This window comes from Enterococcus sp. 12F9_DIV0723, assembly GCF_002174375.1.
GTDB lineage: Bacteria > Bacillota > Bacilli > Lactobacillales > Enterococcaceae > Enterococcus_A > Enterococcus_A gilvus.
On record NZ_NIBK01000001.1, the window covers coordinates 2,567,923 to 2,586,513 of the forward strand.

General features: G+C 45.7%; 21 protein-coding genes. 3 read left to right on the forward strand and 18 right to left on the reverse strand.

Features of this window, described 5'->3' with window-relative positions:
* Positions 1-8 precede the first annotated feature (8 nt).
* The 5 genes from A5868_RS12155 to A5868_RS12175 all read right to left on the reverse strand — a co-directional run bounded on the left by A5868_RS12155 (position 9) and on the right by A5868_RS12175 (position 3,509).
* The gene (locus tag A5868_RS12155; protein WP_086303334.1) at positions 9-428 is read right to left on the reverse strand and encodes a PTS sugar transporter subunit IIA; all 420 of its coding nucleotides are present in this window, start codon (positions 426-428) and stop codon (positions 9-11) included.
* 27 nt (positions 429-455) lie between these two features.
* On the reverse strand, positions 456-1,298 hold the full coding sequence (locus tag A5868_RS12160) for a PTS system mannose/fructose/sorbose family transporter subunit IID (protein WP_086303333.1): 843 nt from the start codon (positions 1,296-1,298) through the stop codon (positions 456-458).
* A complete protein-coding gene (locus A5868_RS12165; protein WP_086303332.1) occupies positions 1,298-2,110 on the reverse strand; it encodes a PTS mannose/fructose/sorbose/N-acetylgalactosamine transporter subunit IIC in 813 nt (270 codons plus the stop codon). Before A5868_RS12165 ends, A5868_RS12160 begins: the two co-directional genes overlap by 1 nt.
* Positions 2,111-2,128: 18 nt before the next feature.
* Positions 2,129-2,617: a PTS system mannose/fructose/N-acetylgalactosamine-transporter subunit IIB gene (locus A5868_RS12170; RefSeq protein WP_086303331.1), complete on the reverse strand. Its 489-nt coding sequence runs from the start codon at positions 2,615-2,617 to the stop codon at positions 2,129-2,131.
* A gap of 154 nt (positions 2,618-2,771) precedes the next feature.
* Complete coding sequence (locus A5868_RS12175) at positions 2,772-3,509, reverse strand: GntR family transcriptional regulator (protein WP_086303330.1); 738 nt, start codon at positions 3,507-3,509, stop codon at positions 2,772-2,774.
* A gap of 214 nt (positions 3,510-3,723) precedes the next feature.
* Here A5868_RS12175 and A5868_RS12180 point away from each other — a divergent pair, with 214 nt between their 5' ends.
* Positions 3,724-3,945: a hypothetical protein gene (locus A5868_RS12180; RefSeq protein WP_086303329.1), complete on the forward strand. Its 222-nt coding sequence runs from the start codon at positions 3,724-3,726 to the stop codon at positions 3,943-3,945.
* Between the two features lie 38 nt (positions 3,946-3,983).
* Here the strand turns inward: A5868_RS12180 and A5868_RS12185 are convergent, their stop codons facing one another.
* Genes A5868_RS12185 through A5868_RS12195 form a run of 3 tightly spaced genes read right to left on the reverse strand, consistent with a single transcriptional unit; the run spans position 3,984 to position 7,138 of the window.
* Positions 3,984-4,619 carry a TetR/AcrR family transcriptional regulator gene (locus tag A5868_RS12185; RefSeq protein WP_010779798.1) on the reverse strand — a complete coding sequence of 212 codons (636 nt, stop codon included), beginning with the start codon at positions 4,617-4,619 and terminating at the stop codon, positions 3,984-3,986.
* Positions 4,620-4,623: 4 nt separating this feature from the next.
* Positions 4,624-6,231 carry an ABC transporter permease gene (locus tag A5868_RS12190; protein WP_086303328.1) on the reverse strand — a complete coding sequence of 536 codons (1,608 nt, stop codon included), beginning with the start codon at positions 6,229-6,231 and terminating at the stop codon, positions 4,624-4,626.
* Positions 6,224-7,138, reverse strand: a complete 915-nt coding sequence (locus A5868_RS12195) for an ABC transporter ATP-binding protein (RefSeq protein WP_010779796.1) — start codon at positions 7,136-7,138, stop codon at positions 6,224-6,226. Before A5868_RS12195 ends, A5868_RS12190 begins: the two co-directional genes overlap by 8 nt.
* Positions 7,139-7,332: 194 nt before the next feature.
* Here A5868_RS12195 and A5868_RS12200 point away from each other — a divergent pair, with 194 nt between their 5' ends.
* On the forward strand, positions 7,333-7,974 hold the full coding sequence (locus A5868_RS12200; protein ID WP_086303327.1) for a DUF998 domain-containing protein: 642 nt from the start codon (positions 7,333-7,335) through the stop codon (positions 7,972-7,974).
* Positions 7,975-7,988: 14 nt separating this feature from the next.
* On the opposite strand, the gene A5868_RS12205 is transcribed toward A5868_RS12200, so the two are convergent.
* The 3 genes from A5868_RS12205 to A5868_RS12215 form a co-directional block, all read right to left on the reverse strand.
* Positions 7,989-8,753 (reverse strand): acyl-CoA dehydratase activase, encoded by a 765-nt coding sequence (locus A5868_RS12205; protein ID WP_010779794.1) that lies wholly within the window; start codon positions 8,751-8,753, stop codon positions 7,989-7,991.
* Entirely contained in the window at positions 8,741-9,919 is a 1,179-nt protein-coding gene (locus tag A5868_RS12210; protein ID WP_086303326.1) for a double-cubane-cluster-containing anaerobic reductase, read from the reverse strand. Before A5868_RS12210 ends, A5868_RS12205 begins: the two co-directional genes overlap by 13 nt.
* 495 nt (positions 9,920-10,414) lie before the next feature.
* Positions 10,415-11,071 carry a TerC family protein gene (locus A5868_RS12215; protein ID WP_086303325.1) on the reverse strand — a complete coding sequence of 219 codons (657 nt, stop codon included), beginning with the start codon at positions 11,069-11,071 and terminating at the stop codon, positions 10,415-10,417.
* Positions 11,072-11,256: 185 nt separating this feature from the next.
* On the opposite strand from A5868_RS12215, the gene A5868_RS12220 reads away from it, so the two are divergent.
* Positions 11,257-11,991: a DNA alkylation repair protein gene (locus A5868_RS12220; RefSeq protein WP_254908265.1), complete on the forward strand. Its 735-nt coding sequence runs from the start codon at positions 11,257-11,259 to the stop codon at positions 11,989-11,991.
* A gap of 35 nt (positions 11,992-12,026) precedes the next feature.
* On the opposite strand, the gene A5868_RS12225 is transcribed toward A5868_RS12220, so the two are convergent.
* The 7 genes from A5868_RS12225 to A5868_RS12260 all read right to left on the reverse strand — a co-directional run bounded on the left by A5868_RS12225 (position 12,027) and on the right by A5868_RS12260 (position 18,523).
* Complete coding sequence (locus tag A5868_RS12225) at positions 12,027-12,254, reverse strand: LPXTG cell wall anchor domain-containing protein (protein ID WP_010779790.1); 228 nt, start codon at positions 12,252-12,254, stop codon at positions 12,027-12,029.
* Positions 12,255-12,275: 21 nt separating this feature from the next.
* Positions 12,276-12,893, reverse strand: a complete 618-nt coding sequence (locus tag A5868_RS12230) for a hypothetical protein (RefSeq protein ID WP_086303323.1) — start codon at positions 12,891-12,893, stop codon at positions 12,276-12,278.
* A 105-nt stretch (positions 12,894-12,998) separates the two neighbouring features.
* Positions 12,999-13,517, reverse strand: coding sequence for a hypothetical protein (locus A5868_RS12235; protein WP_086303322.1), 519 nt, complete (start codon positions 13,515-13,517; stop codon positions 12,999-13,001).
* Between the two features lie 2 nt (positions 13,518-13,519).
* Positions 13,520-15,703: a pectate lyase-like adhesive domain-containing protein gene (locus tag A5868_RS12240; protein WP_086303321.1), complete on the reverse strand. Its 2,184-nt coding sequence runs from the start codon at positions 15,701-15,703 to the stop codon at positions 13,520-13,522.
* 354 nt (positions 15,704-16,057) lie between these two features.
* Positions 16,058-16,753, reverse strand: coding sequence for an N-acetylmannosamine-6-phosphate 2-epimerase (locus A5868_RS12250; RefSeq protein WP_086303320.1), 696 nt, complete (start codon positions 16,751-16,753; stop codon positions 16,058-16,060).
* Between the two features lie 117 nt (positions 16,754-16,870).
* Positions 16,871-17,896: a serine hydrolase gene (locus A5868_RS12255; protein ID WP_086303319.1), complete on the reverse strand. Its 1,026-nt coding sequence runs from the start codon at positions 17,894-17,896 to the stop codon at positions 16,871-16,873.
* 210 nt (positions 17,897-18,106) lie between these two features.
* Positions 18,107-18,523 (reverse strand): GNAT family N-acetyltransferase, encoded by a 417-nt coding sequence (locus A5868_RS12260; RefSeq protein WP_086303318.1) that lies wholly within the window; start codon positions 18,521-18,523, stop codon positions 18,107-18,109.
* Positions 18,524-18,591 lie beyond the last annotated feature (68 nt).

The following is an 18,591-nucleotide window of genomic DNA, read 5'->3' on the forward strand; positions in this document are numbered from 1 at the left end:
ATATGACATTAGAATGCCTCTTCTACCTCTTCGTCAGAAAAATCCATTCGGTCAATACTTTCTTTTCCAGCTTTGATCCCATCCGTGAGTAATTGCTGGAACTCTTTTCCTTCCCGCATCAACACTAGCTCTAACAACATCGCCAGGTTCATGCCCGAGACCATCTCAACTTCTAAATTGGTTTGAGCCAATACCTCATACGCCGTCGTCCCAGGAGAGCCTGCTGGAATGTCGCAAACAATGAGCATTTGCGTGATCTCCTCAGAGATACCTGCAATCATTTTTTCCAGCTCCGTTCTAAACGAAGCGACCCCTGCTTCTTCTAAACCAAGTGAAAAAAGGTTTTCCTGTTCACCAGCAACAAATTCTATCGCGGTTTTCATCCCATGAGCCAGTCTGGCGTGACTCACCAATAGTATTCCGATCATGATCATTTCTCCTTGTTCTTTTTTTTTCTAGAACATCATTTGGATCAAATAGGCGATCCCTACGCCGCCAAAAGCTGTCACAAAATAAATCCCGATCAATTTCAAGGCGGAGACACCTTTTTTCGCCATCAAATACCATGAAACTAAAACCAACACTAATGGTAGAAGGTTCGGGAAGATGCCATCTAAAATCTGTTGAATATCAATTTTTGCACTGCTGAATTTCAATACGATCGGCAATTGGAGATTCACATAGCTCGCTGCGACTCCGCCGATAACGATCATTCCAAGAACTGAAAAGGCTTGTGTAATCTGTTGGGCTTTTTCGCCAACGAAGGTATCGACAGATTCCGCTCCTAGCTCGTACCCTTTAAAGAATAAGAAACGCGTGCCCAGCATGATGATCGTATTGTAAGCAACGATGTAGAAAATCGGTCCTAAGATGCTGCCGTTTTCTGACAAGCCCATCCCGATCGACAGAAGAATCGGGATCAGCATTCCCGGAATCATTGAATCACCGATACCAGCCAAGGGACCCATCAAGCCGACTTTCAAGCCATTGACAAAGTCATCGTCAATTTCTTCTTTTCCCAGTGCCCGCTGTTCTTCTAAACCGACCACCACGCCATTGATCAACGAACCAATCTGCGGTTCAGTATTATAGAAAACAGAATGCCGCTTCAGCATGGCTTTTTGTGCTTCGGGATCATCTTTGTACAAGCGTTTGGCGATCGGCTCCATTGACAAGGCAAAACCAAAGGCTTCCAAAAATTCAAAACTCGTCGCGACTAGGTTATACATCATCCAACGAATATAAGATTTATTCAACGTCTTCTTATCTAACAGTTGGTACGATCTTTTTTGTTCCATTAAAATTCCTCCTCCTCATCGATGTCATCATACGAACCTTCTTCTGTAGCAATTTTTACTACGGGTTTGGATTTGGCCTGGAAATAAATATACGCGATCACACCCGCAACGACAGCCAAGGCAATCATGTTCAATTTTAAGAAGATGACACAAATGAAGCCAAACACGAAGAAAATCAGCATAATGTCTTCTTTGACGACCGCGGTCAGCAGCATCACGATCCCGATCGCTGGAAGTGCTCCGCCTAAAATCCCCATCACATCGATCAAATACTGCGGCATGCTCGCCAACAATTCTTTGGCGAAGCTCGACCCAAAGTAAATGACTAAGAAGGAAGGAATAAAACGCAAAGCAAAACTTAGCAATTGCGGTCCGATGATGGAATTAAAATGGAAGGCCTTCTCATTTCCTTCTTCGATCGCTTTTTGTGCGCGGTGGTTCCAGAAAGAATTCGCTACTTGGAAAAAGTTGAACACGATCGTACCGATCACACCGATCGTCGTAGCAAGTGTCACGGCAACTTCTGTTGATGAATTTGATAAAATAGCTAAAGCAATCGCCGGATACGCAACGAAGTTCAAATCCGCCGGCATCTGTCCGCCAGGCGTTACCATAGCGATATAAACGGCCTGGATCGCGACCCCGATAATAATTCCTTGTGTAACATCCCCTAAAATAAGACCAATCAAAAATCCTGATACTAAGGGGCGGCTGATGGTGTACCAGCCCCCGGTCAATCCCATTAACCAGGGAGTCCCTAAAGTACCCAAGTAGCACAGCAGTGAGATCAATACAGCTTGGAAAAAGAGCATAATCAATTCCTCCGTTCTTTATTTTTTGATATCTTTCCAAGTGAAGCCTTTTGAATCCGGTACCAATTTAAACTGGATATCCATTCCTAATGCGTCCAATCGTTCGAAGGCAGCCCGTTCTCCTTCTGTGATCGCCACGTTTGGACCGATTTTTTCAGCCCCTTCTCGCGCACTCATAGGGCCGACATTTAAAACAGGGTAACAAGAAATAAAATCTGCGCCAGCATCGTACAAACGTACAAGGGTCTCAGGAGTCTTCGCGATCAAGAAATAATTCTTTTTGCTCCCAATAATTTCGTCCCATTTTAGCGCGGTCCGATCAACAGTCATTACGAAGCCCTTTAGCGGCTTTGGAACAGCTCCTTTAAGAACTTTGGACAAGGTTGGATTGTTCGCGGAAGGATCATCTACAGCGACTACGCCATCACAAGCGCGTTCACTCATCCAGCGCGTCACCACCTGCCCGTGGATGATCCGATCATCGATTCGAATAAAAGATATAGCCATTTTCTACACTCCTGTTCTCTTTATGTCATTTTGTTATAACAATAGCACAAATTGATTATAAGTCATTTCTCTGAAAAAGACAACGCTTTCTTTCTTCTTTTTGAAAAAAGAAACGTGCAAAACGAAGGCGCTCGCTTTGCACGTTGGCGTGTAGCTAAATTTCGACATAGTAGCGGTACTGATCGCCAATGTAGTAACAATCGCTGATTTCCTTATACTGACCATCCGCTCTAGAAACCATCCGCACTCTTTTTAAAATCGGTGTATTTTCCGGCACGTCTAATACCGCTTGAAGCTCCGGTGTCGCAAGCAGTGCTTCGACATACTCTTTGCTCTCACTCATGACAATGTCAAAGGTTTTTAAATAGTCATAAAGTGATCCGTAATAATCCTTACTATCTAATGAGAAATTTTCGGTATAAGGGATGTGGGTGACAAAATAGGCAAAGGCTTTGCCATCATCCACGCCTCGCGTCCTTCTTAGTTGCAGGACCTTGGCACCTTTTTCGATCCCTAACTGCTGGGAGATCCTTTCGGAGGCTTCGATCATGCTGACTTGGGCATGCAGCGTACGTACTTTTTTCCCCAGCTCCTCCATTTCCCGAGTAAAGCTGCGAACCATTGTATAATGTTCTTTTTGAGTTGAGTGATCCATCGACAAAACGAAGGTCCCTTTTGCCCGCTCACGGTACAAATGTCCCTCACGAACCAATTCATCGATCGCCTTTCTGATCGTGATTCGACTCACGCTATAAATGTCACATAAATCGAGTTCGGGTGGGATTTTTTCGCCATCTCCCCATTCTCCTGATACGATTTTAAACCTTAAATCATCTGCTATTTGACTGTACAAAGGACTGGCGCCTTTTCCTTTTGCTAGCTTTTCGTTCAAACTATCACCTCTTAAAAGTTCTATTGTCATAACAATAATATAGATTAGCAAAAATTTCAACCATTATGGAAGGCGTTTTCTTTCTTCTATTTATAAAAAGCTGCTTTTATAAAGCGGTTGTTAATCTTTGGAATCTCCCCTTCTTTTCTAAAGGGGTTGTAGTATAATGGAGGCATAAAAACGATTACGTTTAATCAAGTGAAGGGGTACACGTATGAAGATCGCCATCATTCTTTCAACTATTGTTCTTGCATTAGCCAATGTTTATCTTTTTCTGGTGTATTTTAAAGAGAAAAAAATCGATGATAGATTAGAACGATTGGCCGTGATGTTCGGTACCAATATGAGTGTTTTGTTTGTGGACAGTCTGATTCTTTTCTTCGGGGCGCTGGCGGAAGAAGGCATGTTCCTGATGACCATTTTTTCCGATTTTTGAAGCAAAAAACTGCGACTTCGTAAGAGGCCGCAGTTTTTTTAATGCTCAATAAACCCATATTCGAGGATTTTTAGTTTTCGTTTCATACGATCGATCACCGGCATCAGATCTTCGATGGTTTTCCATTCGGGATGCTGCGCCAGCTCTTGCTGAATCTTGGTAGTCTCACTCGTTAAGACTGCGTAGATCGTTTCTAAGACATCACTTTCTTGAACATCTGGACGCAAAGGCAGCTTGCTGATGACTTCGTCGGTCAAGGTCAAGTTATGATGGACATCTGCATTGAGTCGTGCGGTCATGGCTTCTTTGAGTGACTCCGGCAGCAGAGGCATTTCCGCGTAAGCCTTCATCAAAAAATCAAACTCATGAGGATACGTTAGCTGAAGCTCGATCTTATATTTTGTCGCATCGACGACCATCTCCAACAGGTCCGAGGCTTGTGTCCAAACCGAATAGTCGATGCGTTGATAGAAAAATTCGGAGGCGTACACGTAAGTCGCTTGGTACAGCGCGCCTTTATTGCCATAATAATGAAACAAAAGCCCCTTTGATACCCCCGCTTCCTCCGCGATTTGATCCGTCTTTGTCTCACGATAGCCATACTGCCCAAATAATTTCGTACTTGTTTCAAGGATCTTTTTTTCCTTCTTGGGATCTTTTACTACTTCCTTCATCTTATCACTCCAAGTCTCGCTTATTGTAGCCGATGATGCCAAGAATCGTCAAAACTAGAAAGGCTGCCAGCAAAAAGACCATGATTTTCAGGTCGACCTTCTCTGCCGGGACTTTTCCGACCCAGCCAAGAGGCGAGAGATTGCCGGTGTCTTCTGACAGATTCAGCAGCGGACCAAACATTTTTACTAGTACACTAGCACCCAAATAGAGCCAGAGCACACTGGTCCATTTAGGCCATGCGCCCGCGAAGAAGCTCCCGATCCCGATAAAGAACAACGTAGCCGGCAAGAACCCCAGCATCGTCTGCCAAAAATAAGTGGTCGCAAGCGGATCATCGAGGGTACTATTGCCGATGAAGAAGGCGCCAGCCAGTGTTCCAGTAAATACCACCATGCTTACTACCGTTCCCACGCCAAAATAGCTCAAGGCCAAACGGGTTTTTGACACGCTCTTTGAATGGAGAATGTCTAAATAGCCCTTTTTTTCATCTGACTTCAACCGAAACACGATCAAAAGACCGCTGATCGCGGCGATCGCGACAAAGAACAGCCCCAGCATATTCAAATAGTTCAAGATCAGCTCTCGGTTGGCTTCATTGATCTGCGTCACTCCAAGAATTTTTCGATAAGTGGGGTTGCTGCCGATGATGTCACCGATCGTACGAAAGATCGAGCCATACGCTGCCCCCAAAACAAAGCCGCCAAAGATCCAGCCCAAAATACTGTTGCGCTCGACAGCTAAAATCAGCCCAAGAGGAGAAGATAATAAGCGGCCTGCTGTTGCTTTGCCATCGCGGGCGGCCAAAATCCCGCTGCCGATATCACGAGTTTCGACGAGTTTGAACGCCAGCGCCAAGCAGATCACGCCAAAGGCCAATGTCAGGATGACCGGCAGCCAATGATTCTCGCTATAGATCGCTGTTTTTTGAATCCAACCGACAGGTGACAGCCAGGTCCAATCAGGATTCGTCACATCTGTCATCATACGGAGGAGATAGAAGAAGCCGTACAAGCCATAACTCATAAAGCTGGCACTGCGGGAATCATTCGCTAGCTGGGCCATCAGAAGACTGATGAAGCCAAACATGATCCCAATACTGGCGAGACTAGCCCCCATCAGGAGATCCCCCTCCAGCGTCGCGCCATTCAAATCAGCAGCGATCAAACTCCCCGTATATAAGATTCCCATCAGCCCATTGATCAGCAGAATCTCCCAGACAGTTGCATAGATCGGCGCCAAGCGTCCGACGGTACGGGAACGGACCATTTCCAATAGTCCTGAGTCCTCCTCCGCCCGAGTGTTGGAGATTGCCAGTGAAATCGTCATAAACACCATGAACATTCCCATAAAGACCAGCATCTCTGAGGCGAACACATTGGCCGTCGTATAAGGCTTCGTTGCGGAAAATTCACCAAAGAGGGAGACCATCGCCGGTGTTTTCAATGTATTGACGATCGCATCAATGTCTGTCTGGGTACCGAACAAGACGTTGAACTTCAATGCTGCCGAGGCGAACAAGCCGACGAGGATCACGAGCCAGATCAGATGCTTGAGGCGGTTTTGCTTCATATTCGCCCGCAGCAAGGTCATAGTTTTAACACCGTTATGCATGAGAATCAGCCCCTTGCTTTTCGTAGTAGCGCATGAACAGGTCCTCCAACGTTGGCGGCGTGGCCGTTAGATTAAGGATCTGCTTTTCTGCCAAGAAAGCCATGATCGCGGTCAGCTGTTCCCGATCCACCGACAAGGTCGCTTCTTTATGTTCCGTATCTGAAAAATGGCTTTTGTGGACACCGGCGACATGCTCGATCCCGTCGAGAGCAGATGCCGTCTCGACCTTGAGTTCCATACGGGTCAAATGGCGCATCGACGCTAAATCGCCTGTCTCGATGATCGTCCCTTCACGAATGATTGCGATCCGATCACACATCTTCTCGACTTCCGATAAAATATGACTGGAAAGTAAGATGCTCTTTCCTGCTTCTTTCAATGCCAGCACTTCTTCTTGAAATGTTTTCTCATTCAAGGGATCTAATCCAGACGTGGGTTCGTCAAAGATGTACAGGGACGCCTCCTGTGACAATGCCGCCACCAACGCGATCTTTTGCCGGTTGCCCTTTGAATAGGTACGGGCTTTTTTCTTCGGGTCGAGTTGAAACTTCTCGATCAGCGCCTCTGTTTTTTCAGTGCGTGTTTGATTATTCAGACGCAACAGCAGATCAATGATCTCGCCGCCTGTTAAATTCGGCCATAGAAAAACATCCCCTGGGACATAGGAAATATCTTTATGGATCTGTGTATCCTCTTTCCACACATCTTTCCCAAAGATCGTTGCTTCCCCGCCCGTTCGCTTCAACATGCCTAACAGGATTCGGATCGTCGTCGATTTGCCGGCACCATTAGGTCCGATGAAGCCAACGACCTCTCCCTTGTTCACCGTAAAAGTCACGTCCTTTAATGCTTGAAATTTACCGAAACGCTTTTCTACCTTTGTTAATACTACGACTGGTTCGCCCATCCTGCTCACTCCTATTTCTTCTGTTTGACAGTGCATCACACCTTATATCGAGAGAATACGCTCTTTTGACTCGCGAGTCAATGACTATGCAGTCAATCCAGAAAGAAACCACTCACTTCCCCTCCGTTCCCTTATTTCTCGAATTTTCAATCAAAATAAAGTATCATAGAGAAAACTTTCGTAAGGAGTCGCTAATGACTATTCTAAAGAAACTTTCCCCTTTGTTTTTGATCCTTGCGGTCGTCGGGGATTTTTCGCTGCCTTATTATTTAGGCAGATTCTATCCGGGATTTGACCAGATGACCATGATCATCAGCCAACTGGGAGAACCGACCAGCCCCGTACAATCCTATTTTGATCATGGGTCAGTGGTCACAGGGACACTGTTCATATTGTCGAGCGTTGGCGTCTATGCCTTCTTTCGTTCTGAATCGAAGCAATTGGCACAGATATTAGCTGGTGCCATCGCCTTTTACGGCTTTGGTGATTGCCTCTTGACTGGCTTAGTGCATATCAGTGAATCCGCCAGCTTCTTCAGCCCTGCCTATTTTCTCCATGCCGCCTTTTCCGGCTTAGCGATGATGGCCATGATGTTTGTGCCGTTGTTGTTGGCCTATCAAGCAAGCGTGAAGCGTCAAAGAGGCGTTTCTCTCTTTTATTCCGTGTGTCTGATTGGCTCGATCGTGGCGCTGATCTTGTTCGCCGCCTACTATTTGCCGCTGATCGGCAGCCTGCTCGCCACCACTCGCGGCTTTTGGCAGCGCCTATCGCTGTTTTTCCTCTATCTTCCAGCACTCAGTATCGCCTTTAGACAATTAAAAAGGATGCCGCATTAGCAGCATCCTTTTTGCTATCTTAATTTTTTTATCCCGATCTGTGCCGCGCCGATCGCTCCGGCAAATTGAGACAATGGATCTCTTTTCACTGGTGCCGCCACATACTGCTCTAAGACCGTCACAAAGGTCGCGCTTTTTGATAGACCGCCTGTGAAGAGGACCTCCTCCCCGCGAGTCGGCCGTAATTTCGAGTATTGGCTGCTGATCCGCTGTGCGATGGAATGCAGTACCCCTAGCGCAATATCTTCACGGGCTTCGCCTTTTGAAATCAAGCTGATGACCTCTGATTCCGCGAAGACCGTACACATACTATTGATAGTGACTGGTTCGGCCTCTTGAACAAAGCGGTCCAGGTCTGCGATGTCTTCTCCCAGTGTTCGCATCATGACCTCAACGAAGCGCCCTGTCCCTGCGGCGCAGCGATCGTTCATACTGAATTCGATCACGTTGCCTTTTCCATTGAGCTGAATCGTCTTACAGTCCTGTCCGCCGATGTCGATGACCTGCTTGACTCCCGGAGATAAGTAATCCGCCCCTTTCCCATGGCAAGTGATTTCTGTGATCACTAAGTCCGCAGGCAGCAGCTTTCTTCCATATCCCGTCGTAACCAGCTTCAACTCATGCAGCACATAGCTCTTCTTGAAATAATCAACCACCGCCGTCATGGCACCTTTGGGGTTTCCAGCGGTTGGGATCAAGTATTTGTCGATCATTTCTTCATCGCAGAAAAGCACCCCTTTTGTAGTGGTGGAGCCCGAATCTAATCCTATTGTGTACATACAGCCTCTTCCTCTAACATTTCGATAAACGCAGTCACGCGGGTATTGATCTGCTCGATATCTGATGTGGAATAGTCGGTTTCTAAATACATATACGGTGTTTGTTTTTCTTCATTTAAGAAGCGTTTGATCTTCAGCGATTCGACAGAGAATGGAATACAATTTTGCAGGACCATGTCGATCACCCCATCCACTTGATAGTCGTCGATCATCTGGCCTAACAGCTCTTTCCGCGGCTGATTGTTGGACATACAGGCACAGCCGATATTGATGTATTTATCGGTCAATGCTTGGTACACGTCTTCCTCCTTCTCATCCACCAGCCGTTCCACAGCCTTCGCCACGGTACAGTTTTCATACGCAACCACCAAGCCGCCGTTTTCTTCGATCGCGCGAATAACTTTTTCTGTCACGCCGCCCATCGGAGAACCTGTCACTAAGATTCTTGGCTTCTTGTCCAAACGCTTGCCGGCTTCGTACTCTGCCTTCACCTTAGCCGTGGTTTCCTCCAACATCTCGATGACTTCTTCTTTATCAAATTTGTATTGGGAGCCATACATGACCTTGAAAATTTCCTGACCGGTGATCGCAGGCGGATTCAGTTGACCTAGACGATAAAAATTTTGTTTTGCTTTTCGTTCGCGGTTTTTTAATAGGATGGCTTCGCGAATCTTCTCATCGGTGATCTCCACACCTAAGAAATCTTCCAATTTTTCTTTGAAGCGAACCATTTCGCTGTACCACAATTTTTTACTTTCCTCGGTGTCTCTCATATGCGGAAGCTGCATCAAATACGTGTCCTTGAATTCTTCCATATATTCATACATTTTTTTCTTCCCGTCACAGGTCGTTTCCCCCACCACCAAATCAGAAAAGTAGAAATACGGGCATTTATCGGTTTTTCCGAAGCCGTAGCTGGATTTGATCAGCGGGCAAAGATTCCGCGGCAGATCTTCCTCGGCATCAGGGATCGTCTCATCCGAAGTCGAACACAGACTGATCTGGATCGCTCCGCCTGCAAGCACTAATTCCTCCGGCATAAAGGTACAATAGACCCCAACGACGGGCTTGCCCTGTTCTTTGATCTCCTTGACAGCTAAAAAGCCCTGTCTTCTCGCTTCGCCAAACTCATCAAAAATCTCTGGTAAACTCGTTTTTAATTCCATTTTTTAATCCATTCCTTCCCATTTTTAGAAACCTTTTTACGAATCGCTTGTTGCTCATACCCTCACATTGAAGCATGCAATACCGTGCCATTCATCTGTTTTCCTCCAATAGAAAAGAGCACACCAAAAAAAGGCCTGCTCCTGGATAGTTATCTATTCTGTTTATCCGAGGAGGAAAAATATTCAGCTGACGTGCTTAGAACCTCTAAGTTTTGGTTCACTCATAGTCATCGTCTAAACATTGTTCCACCTCCGATTACACTCGTTGTCCAATTTTCTCGTGGATCTCTTGATCATAGCCGTAAACTTTGTGTAAGCAGTTACAATCACTAGCTACAGTATAACGAAGGCAAAATACCGTCGCAAGGCTTTCAAAAGAGAATCGTTCTCAGTTCTCAAAGAGTCGTTTCCCCACGCGCCTGCCACCCCATTTTTATTTTTAATAAAAAATTTGCTAAAAAAAGCCGCAGCCTTTTCTGCTGCGACTTCACTCGTTTATTCCGATTTCTTGCGATTAAAAAGAACATACATCCCGATCAATAACACGCACGAAGCGAGTGAGACGAGATGCCCATTACTTAACCCCCGCAGCAGGTGATGGATGAAGGAGTCCTCCACCAGCATCGATCCCGCTGTGTAAGCGATCAGGAGTGCGCCGATCCAGATCAGCCAAGGGAACCGATCCATCAGCTTCAATATGATCTGACTCCCGAAAATAACAATGGGAATACTAATGATCAACCCAAGCATAGCCAAGCCAAAATGCCCGTCAGCCACGCCGGCGATCGCCAGTACATTGTCGAGACTCATTACGAGGTCTGCAATGATGATGGTACGAACCGCAGAGGGCAGTGTCGTTTCACTTTTGACATCGGCCTCTTCTCCGTTCGATTTCAATAAGTCATAGGCGATATAAAACAACAACCCCGCGCCAACGATCTTGACGTAAGGAACCAATAATAATTCAACCGCGATCAACATCAACAAGATACGCAATACGACCGCACCCGCAGTTCCGATCACGATGGCTTTATTTTGTGCACTTGCGGGCAGCTTTCTGGTTGCCAATGCGATCACGACTGCGTTGTCGCCGCTTAATACTAAATTCAACAGGATGATCGAAAGAACCTTCGATACAATTTCAATACTCATTTCCTTTTTTGCCTCCTAAAAAAATCATCCTGTCTAAAATACCACTTTTTGCTGAAAAAAGCATGAAAATGCACGAATGATTTTTGTTTCACTTGTCCCCTCTTTACCAGAATCATTCTTTATGCTGTCGTGAAGCCTTCAGCTCGTTTATGGTATCATCGAATAAACGCATAGATTGGAGGCGTATGCACGTGAAGCATAAAGATTATTACGATGATTCCTATGTATTGTCCCTTTCGGAAAAACTGTACAGCGTCATGCCGGACTTTGATAAGGAGGCTTTTCTGACAGCCGTTATGGGTCATTTGGAGGATAAAGAACTCTTTGCTCGTTTCGATTGTATCGTTGACGGGTTAGAAATTGCCCTAAAGCGAGACTATGCCGAAACGATCCAAGCCTTTTATCCGCTCCTCGGACCGGAATTAGAGCAATCGACAGGGATGTTCAGCTTTGGCTGGTGGCTGTGGCCGATCGGGCGCTACGTCGAACGTCATGGAAATGACGCGTGGGAGGCCTCATTGGCTTTTTTAAAGGAATTAACGAAGCGGTTTACGGGAGAGTATGCGATCCGGTCGTTACTAAAGGCACACCCACAAGAGGTGATGGAGGAACTGATTTTGTGGAGCCGCGATCCGAATGTACACGTCCGCCGTCTTGCCAGTGAAGGGGTTCGGATTCGCCTCCCCTGGTCGCAAAAATTGACGGTCGCCCTCGAAGACTTTGACCGCTATAGTACGATTTTGACTAACTTGAAGGACGATCCCGAGAAGTTTGTTCAAAAAAGTGTCGGCAATAATTTGAATGACTTGTACAAAGAAGCACCGGAAAAAGCAGACGCACTTATCCGCAAATGGAAAAAGACGCCTTCAAGCAGCCCGCAGGAATGGATCATCAAGCACGGCCAAAGAAACCAAAAATAGACAGGGGATCACTGCGTATCCCCTGTCTCTATCAGTTAACTTTTTGTCGTTCTCTTCGGTTTGACCACTAGCAACAGCAGCAACAGGCAAAGACCGGAGAACATCAAATAATGGTTCTGACTTTCTCCCGTTTGCGGATACGCCCGTGTGACCTGAACATTCGTGACCTGCGCAGTTTTATGTTCGGACTCTTTTCCTGCTGACTCAGAAGGCTGCTGTTCCGCAGAGCCTAGATAGCCTTCAATGTGAATCTCGTTTTCCATGAGACCGTCTCCTTACTTGAATTAACGCGCAGGCTGAACGGCTTGACCATCTTTTCCTAGGGCTTCAAATGCAAGTGTCAAAGTATGCTTGGTTTGTTCTGCTTTTGTTTTGTAGTACGCATCCTTTGTCGTGCCTGAGTAAGTATACGTCGTTGATTTTGCATAGGTATTCGCCGCGTCATTCGTCACGTTTAATTTTCCATTCGTGTTGGCAAGCGTTAAGAAATCTCCTGCCGCAAAACTTTTCAAATTCACGGATTGTTCCGCGCCTGCGTAATCATTCCCGCTGATCTTCAAGGCATCTACGTTCGTAAGATTTCCGCTGTCCACGGTAAAGCTGCTTGCTGAGACTTTTACTGCACGCCCAGAATTGTTGGTGATCGTATAGCTTGGGGAAGTGATGGTCTTGTGCTCAGAAGCTTTCGTCGTATAGAAAATATTGGCTGTATCAAGGGTCACGTTGATCCAATCCTTTGATCCTTCATCGGTATTTGGTGAATTTTCATCGGTATTGTCTTGACCTAACGAACCGTTTACCGTGATCGATGCAGAATCATCGCCATTGACATCCGCTGCATGTACAGCAATTCCTCCGAATAACAAACCGCTCAATAGTAACCCGCTTAAAATTTTTTTCATCTTTATTCTCCTCTTCTTATCTATTTCATTAAATTTTTTCGCTGTGAAAAAAATTAATTCTACTTTTTTAGTGTCTTTCTCATCGATTCAGCAAGGCAGTCTTGGTTAATTCTTGACGTGAATCGTGATCTTAGCAGCGACTTCCCCTTTTTTTTCTTTGGTTTTGTCGTCGTATAACGAAAACTTCGCTGTCGCCGGATAATCCCCTTTAGCAAGCGGCTTTTCAAGCTGCGCTTCTTTGACCTCATAGCCTGGCTTGATCGCCCCCGAGGTATAGATCAGCTCCCCATTGTCTGTTCGTGTGATTTCGACATTTACAGGATAGGCATTGTGGGCAGGGTTTTGGATGATCAATTCCCCCGGCTGGTCACTTTTCTCAAAGGTCGCGTCTGGGGCGATCACCATGTTGAACTTGCTGCGATCTACCTTTTGCTGCGCCATTTTTTTCAGTTCTTTTTCACTGATCTTCGCGGCATCTTTGCCCTCTGGTAAAAACTCTCCACTCACTATCGAGACGGGTCTGGCTGTTTGTCGTGTATAGAAATAGGCACCGATTCCTGCCACTATCAAAATAAGTAAAAGCAGGATCAGCAGTCCTTTTCTTTTGCGTTTTTTTTCTTCCATGTTTATTCCTTTCGTTCCGCTGTTAATGTCAGACGGTATTGGACTTGCTGCGCTTGGTGACGATCCCCGTAATAACTGCCGGAAAAGCCAAAGCTTGTGGATGACTGTCCAGCCAGCTCTTTAAAGGTCAGCGGCGCGTCCTGCAGTTTTTTCGTCAATACGCCCAACGAGGTATTTCCTTCAGTCAAATGGAGCAGCAGATCTTTTTTATTTCCTTCCTCAGGACCTGTCAGCAGTTGGATATTCCCTGGATTGTTCAGCTCTGTCAGGTCTGTCGCCTGGATCTTCACTGGGAAGGAGCTGTGATTATCGATCGTATAGGTATCAGCTGGGACGATCTTTTGCTCGTCCCCATCCTTTTTCGAATAAAAAGCGACTTCGATCGGAAAATCTACATTGATCATTTCCTGCTGTGTCGTGAAGGGTACCTCCAGCCACTTGCTTGATTGACTGTCTAGATCACAAATGATTCGTACATACAGCCAATAATTTGTCTTTTCCTTCAAATTTGAGTAGTGTGCCGATTCCGTCAAGCTGCTCTTATTCTGTTCTTCAATCAATCCATCCGTCGCTGTCTCTGGATCATCGGTTTGTTTGGAATACAATTTATAAGCCACTTTTTGGACCCTGGCGTCATTGCCGTTCAACTGGTAATCCGTCAAATGGAAGGTCGCATCATTCACCGCGATGTCCTTTCCGACACCCGTTAATTGAACTGGCGGATTCAACCGCTGAAGGACCAAGCTGTTTGCTTGCTGGAGGGCGGTCTTCTCTCCACTGGTAAAGTCTGGCGTATTCGGCAGCGCTTGACGCGAGATCGTCCCAGCCGCGACGGTCCATGACCCCGCGTCTAATTGAGAGGTCAACGACGCATTGTTCGCGATCACCTCATAGCCGGGCGTATTTTCCTGAAACGCGCTGAAGGTAAAGGCATTTGTTCCCCCAGAAAACCCGATCGGATTGTTCGTGGTTCCCGCTTTTCCTTGAAAGCTGATCCGCTTGGCATTGTCGATCGTAAAGGTCGAAGCAGCGCCCACGCCGGGACCAAAGAAGGATTCACTGTTGGAAACAGACAGATTGCCGATCGCATCTGGTGAAAAGAGGATCGTGCTATTATTCGCCAGCTTAATACTATTGGGATAGTCGATCGACAGCTCGGAACCTTCTCCGACCGTCCAAAAGGCTGGTCGTGTCGCATAGTAGAAATTCCCCATAGAATTATTGGTTCCTTTGATGGACAACTTAGCCTTCTTACCTAAAGCGATCGTGCCGTTGTTGCTACCATCTGAGTAAATCAGATTGTGGTTGGTCGTGATGGAAACATCCGCGCCATCATTGACTGTAATATTTCCAGGATTGCTGAACATCCACATAAACCCTAACGCACCATTGGTGTTTTGAACGATCGTCGTCTGGGTCCCAGCTTCAAAAATCAGATTGTTGCACTCCGCGAATTCTTCCCCGCTGGCAACCGACCCATCGGGGTTCTGCTGCATAAACCGATTGACTCCTTGAAAATGAATCTTGCTGGCCGCACCTCGAACATAAAAGGGCTGCGCCGTTTTGTTCGAGTAGTAGTTGACGTTGTTGACATACAGATCTGTCACAGAACCGGTCTGCATGATTCCATATAAGCCAACTGCGTTCACTGTATAATCCGGCGAACCAAACGTCATATTTTGCAAGGTGATGGTCAACCCGTTTGTATTTGAATAAAAGCCTCTGTCCCCGTTGTAGGAAAGCTGGCGATTGTTTCCGTCGATCGTGACATTTCCGCTGATTTGGAGGCCTGAAGTCCCTAGATCAAATACCTCCGTAGAAGGGGCCAATTTAATCATCGGCTCTTTCGCATCTAAAGCAGCCTTCAACTCCGCGAAGCTACTGACCAGCTTCCACTCGCCATCGTAGGCTTGTTGTTTTGTCTCTGCTTCGGAGGCAGGGACCGTTGATTTCGGCTCAGAATTCTGCTCTGAAGTGGAAGACTCCGCGGCGGGCGCAGCAGACGTTTCGGTGACCTGCGGTGTTTCTGTTGTCGAAGAAAGAGGCTCGCTGCGATCCGCTACGCTGACTGATTCTCCAGTCTGTGCACTGGAAAGTGTGTCTGCATAAGCTGTATCTGCGGCGAACATAGGAGACGTGCATACCAAAGAAGAGAGAAATATAACCAACATTACCCTTATATTCATGATTATCTACTCCGTAAACTATTATTTTGCATTTATATCTAATATAGAACGATTATTTATATAAAACAATTCCAATAAAATGAAAAATATAAAATAATCACTGTTTTTGAAGTTAATTTTATTTTTCGTTATTTATAGCCAAATATTTTGAATAAAGACCATTCAGGAGTCGTCTCCTTTTTTATAGCAGATGTTCTTTTATTAAAACTATTTTTAAATAAAATTTTCAAAAATGAAAACGTATTTATTACAAATAAAGAAAACGATATTTTTAGTCACATTGTACCTGCAAGAGAGCGTTTGAAGAAATTTGAGCAAAAAAAAGAAGAACCCTTTGCGAGTTCTTGATTTTTGTTATTTTAATTCTGCTATAAATCGTTCCGCGATCTCTTTGGGACGTGTGATCGCTCCGCCGACTACGATTCCGCTGACGCCCATTTCTTGGATTTTTTTTGCTTGCGCCGGCGTATGGATCTGCCCTTCTGCTATAACGGGGATCTCAAGCGCAATCAACTGCTCCATCAACGCATAATCTGGACCCTTGCCGCTGCGAGAAGCCGTCTCAGCGGTGTAGCCGCTTAAGGTCGTTCCGACAAAGTCAACGCCTGCTTCATAGGCATTTTTTCCTTCTTCGATCGTTGCGATATCTGCCATCAACAATTGCTCTGGATACTTTTCTTTGATTTGCTGGATAAACTGGGCGATCGTCAGGCCATCGTGCCGTTTCCGCAAGGTGCAATCCAACGCGATCACCTCTACCCCCGTCGCCGCCAATTCATCGACCTCCTGCATGCTTGCCGTGATGAAGGGTTCTTCTGGCGGGTATTGTTTTTTTATCAGCCCGATCAGCGGCAAGGCTACCTTTGCTTTGATTTCTTGGATATCTCTTACAGAATTGGCTCGGATCGCTGCTGCACCAGCTTCCTTAGCTGCTAAAGCAAGCAATGGCATGATCCCTCCGGCTTCCGTATATAAGGGTTCTCCAGGCAGCGCTTGGCATGAAACGATCAAGCCGCCGCTGATTTTTGCTAAAAATTCTTCTTTTTTCATCTGCTGCACTCCATTCTATAAGCGTACGCTTTCATAATGTAAAACAAACGTACCACGCAACGCCGATTCTGTATAGTCCAAATAAAAACGCGCACTCCAAGAGAAGTACGCGTTTTGTTAGTTCACCTTCGTCGCCGCTAAACTAAAGTCAGCGATCGCTGTTCTGGTTTTTACGATATCTGAGACTTCATTGGTCAATACGACGATCGCAAACGGCTGATCGTCTGTCAAAACAAGCCCGATATCATTTTCGACGCTTTGCTGCTCGCCAGTAAGATTGGCTACCGTGGTGTCTTTCGGCAGCTCCTTAGGAATCTTGGTGCGGATCTTCTGACCCTTCAAAATCTCCAGCATCGTTTTCTGCGGTTCTTTTTCACGTTCGTCATACAGTTTTCTCAGTACTTTCATGCAATCGTTCAACGAAGTGTAATTGTCCTCATCTGTGATGCGAACATTGATATCCACCATCCGACGATTCAGTGTCGTGTCCGTATATCCTTGCGCCTTGAAATAGTCGTTCAATTTATCCATGCCATAATGATCGATCAATACATTGGTCGCGTTGATGTCGTGCTGCTGGATCATCGGCGTCAGCCACTCGGTCAGTTTCTTGTCCTGGATGACTTGGTTGCTGCCCTCTGGCTGCGCCAAAGCGTAATCCATGATGAATAATTCGATGACATTAGCGGCGATCGTCGGCTCGGAATTATTGCTGGAAACCTCTTGCTTGCTCTTAAAATAATGCACCCCGTAATAGACTTTACCGGCACTTTGCGTCAGCTTCTCCGCGTCTATTTTAACGGCAGGCTGCTTCGTTGTTTTCGTTGCTGTTTTCTTTTTTGCTTCCTTTTTCTTGCTGGATTCCTGCGTTTTTTTCTTCTTTGAGGACTCGGACGTTTTCTTCATTGGTTTTTTCTTCTCAGAAGACTTCTTCGTGGCTTGCTTCGTAGACTGTGACGGCTCTTTTGCCTTTGAAGAGGCTTGACTTTCTTTAGCAGTCACCCTTTGCTGCGGAGTCTCCTCTGGTTTATTGAATACACGTGTCACGCCAAAAACAGCGCCTCCTGCCAGCAGCAATGTGGCCGCCCCAAGCACGATGTATTTTCCTAGATGCTTCTCATTTGGATCGGTATGTCTTCCCAAAGTTCTCACCTTCTCTCCATCGCTTAGTTTCGAATGTTCTCGATAATAAGTTTATCATATTTCATTATCAAAATAATTCCTTTTAAAAAAGAATATATAATTTATAAATATTGTTTAAATCGTTGGCTTGGATACCGCGACATTTCATAAAAAAAATAAAAAACAGCTTGTTTTTTATAATTAAGCAACAAGCCGCTCTTTCTTTTATTGTTACAATCTTTTAGTCATAAAATAGTGCGTTTCACTTTTCAGCGGATGATCATCAATCTGTCCATTGATCTCGTAGCCGTGCTTCAAATAGAAATTCGGGGCATTGAAGCTCATCGTCTCCAGCAAAATCAGCGTACAGTGTTCTTCTCGAGCGACGGCTTCGATTTGCGCCAATAGCTGGCTGCCGACCCCTTTGCCGCGGGTTTTATCTCCAACATAAAACAGCTCGATCCGCAAGTAATTCCAATGGATCTCCCCTACGATCCTGCCTAAAATGTCCCCCGCTTCTTCGTAAACAAAGCTGATCTCTTTAAACGCATAATTCGTCAATGTAGGAACTTTTTTGACCGTGTATTGATCCAATTGCTTGATCGCCGATTCTTTATTTGCCTGATAGGCTTCTACTTTGATTGCCATGTGTCTATCCCTCCAATTTTGGGTACAAAAAAAGCTGGATAAGAAATATCTTATCCAGCAATGATTGC

Bases quoted from the DNA above. Each gene is read 5' to 3' on its own strand.
- A5868_RS12240 (WP_086303321.1), bottom strand. From the start codon at position 15,703: ATGAATATAAGGGTAATGTTGGTTATATTTCTCTCTTCTTTGGTATGC.
- A5868_RS12220 (WP_254908265.1), top strand. From the start codon at position 11,257: ATGCACGTGAAGCATAAAGATTATTACGATGATTCCTATGTATTGTCC.
- A5868_RS12210 (WP_086303326.1), bottom strand. From the start codon at position 9,919: ATGGAATTAAAAACGAGTTTACCAGAGATTTTTGATGAGTTTGGCGAA.
- A5868_RS12250 (WP_086303320.1), bottom strand. From the start codon at position 16,753: ATGAAAAAAGAAGAATTTTTAGCAAAAATCAGCGGCGGCTTGATCGTT.
- A5868_RS12170 (WP_086303331.1), bottom strand. From the start codon at position 2,617: ATGGCTATATCTTTTATTCGAATCGATGATCGGATCATCCACGGGCAG.
- A5868_RS12155 (WP_086303334.1), bottom strand. From the start codon at position 428: ATGATCGGAATACTATTGGTGAGTCACGCCAGACTGGCTCATGGGATG.
- A5868_RS12160 (WP_086303333.1), bottom strand. From the start codon at position 1,298: ATGGAACAAAAAAGATCGTACCAACTGTTAGATAAGAAGACGTTGAAT.
- A5868_RS12190 (WP_086303328.1), bottom strand. From the start codon at position 6,231: ATGCATAACGGTGTTAAAACTATGACCTTGCTGCGGGCGAATATGAAG.
- A5868_RS12215 (WP_086303325.1), bottom strand. From the start codon at position 11,071: ATGAGTATTGAAATTGTATCGAAGGTTCTTTCGATCATCCTGTTGAAT.
- A5868_RS12205 (WP_010779794.1), bottom strand. From the start codon at position 8,753: ATGTACACAATAGGATTAGATTCGGGCTCCACCACTACAAAAGGGGTG.
- A5868_RS12225 (WP_010779790.1), bottom strand. From the start codon at position 12,254: ATGGAAAACGAGATTCACATTGAAGGCTATCTAGGCTCTGCGGAACAG.
- A5868_RS12195 (WP_010779796.1), bottom strand. From the start codon at position 7,138: ATGGGCGAACCAGTCGTAGTATTAACAAAGGTAGAAAAGCGTTTCGGT.
- A5868_RS12180 (WP_086303329.1), top strand. From the start codon at position 3,724: ATGAAGATCGCCATCATTCTTTCAACTATTGTTCTTGCATTAGCCAAT.
- A5868_RS12185 (WP_010779798.1), bottom strand. From the start codon at position 4,619: ATGAAGGAAGTAGTAAAAGATCCCAAGAAGGAAAAAAAGATCCTTGAA.
- A5868_RS12230 (WP_086303323.1), bottom strand. From the start codon at position 12,893: ATGAAAAAAATTTTAAGCGGGTTACTATTGAGCGGTTTGTTATTCGGA.
- A5868_RS12165 (WP_086303332.1), bottom strand. From the start codon at position 2,110: ATGCTCTTTTTCCAAGCTGTATTGATCTCACTGCTGTGCTACTTGGGT.
- A5868_RS12200 (WP_086303327.1), top strand. From the start codon at position 7,333: ATGACTATTCTAAAGAAACTTTCCCCTTTGTTTTTGATCCTTGCGGTC.
- A5868_RS12260 (WP_086303318.1), bottom strand. From the start codon at position 18,523: ATGGCAATCAAAGTAGAAGCCTATCAGGCAAATAAAGAATCGGCGATC.
- A5868_RS12235 (WP_086303322.1), bottom strand. From the start codon at position 13,517: ATGGAAGAAAAAAAACGCAAAAGAAAAGGACTGCTGATCCTGCTTTTA.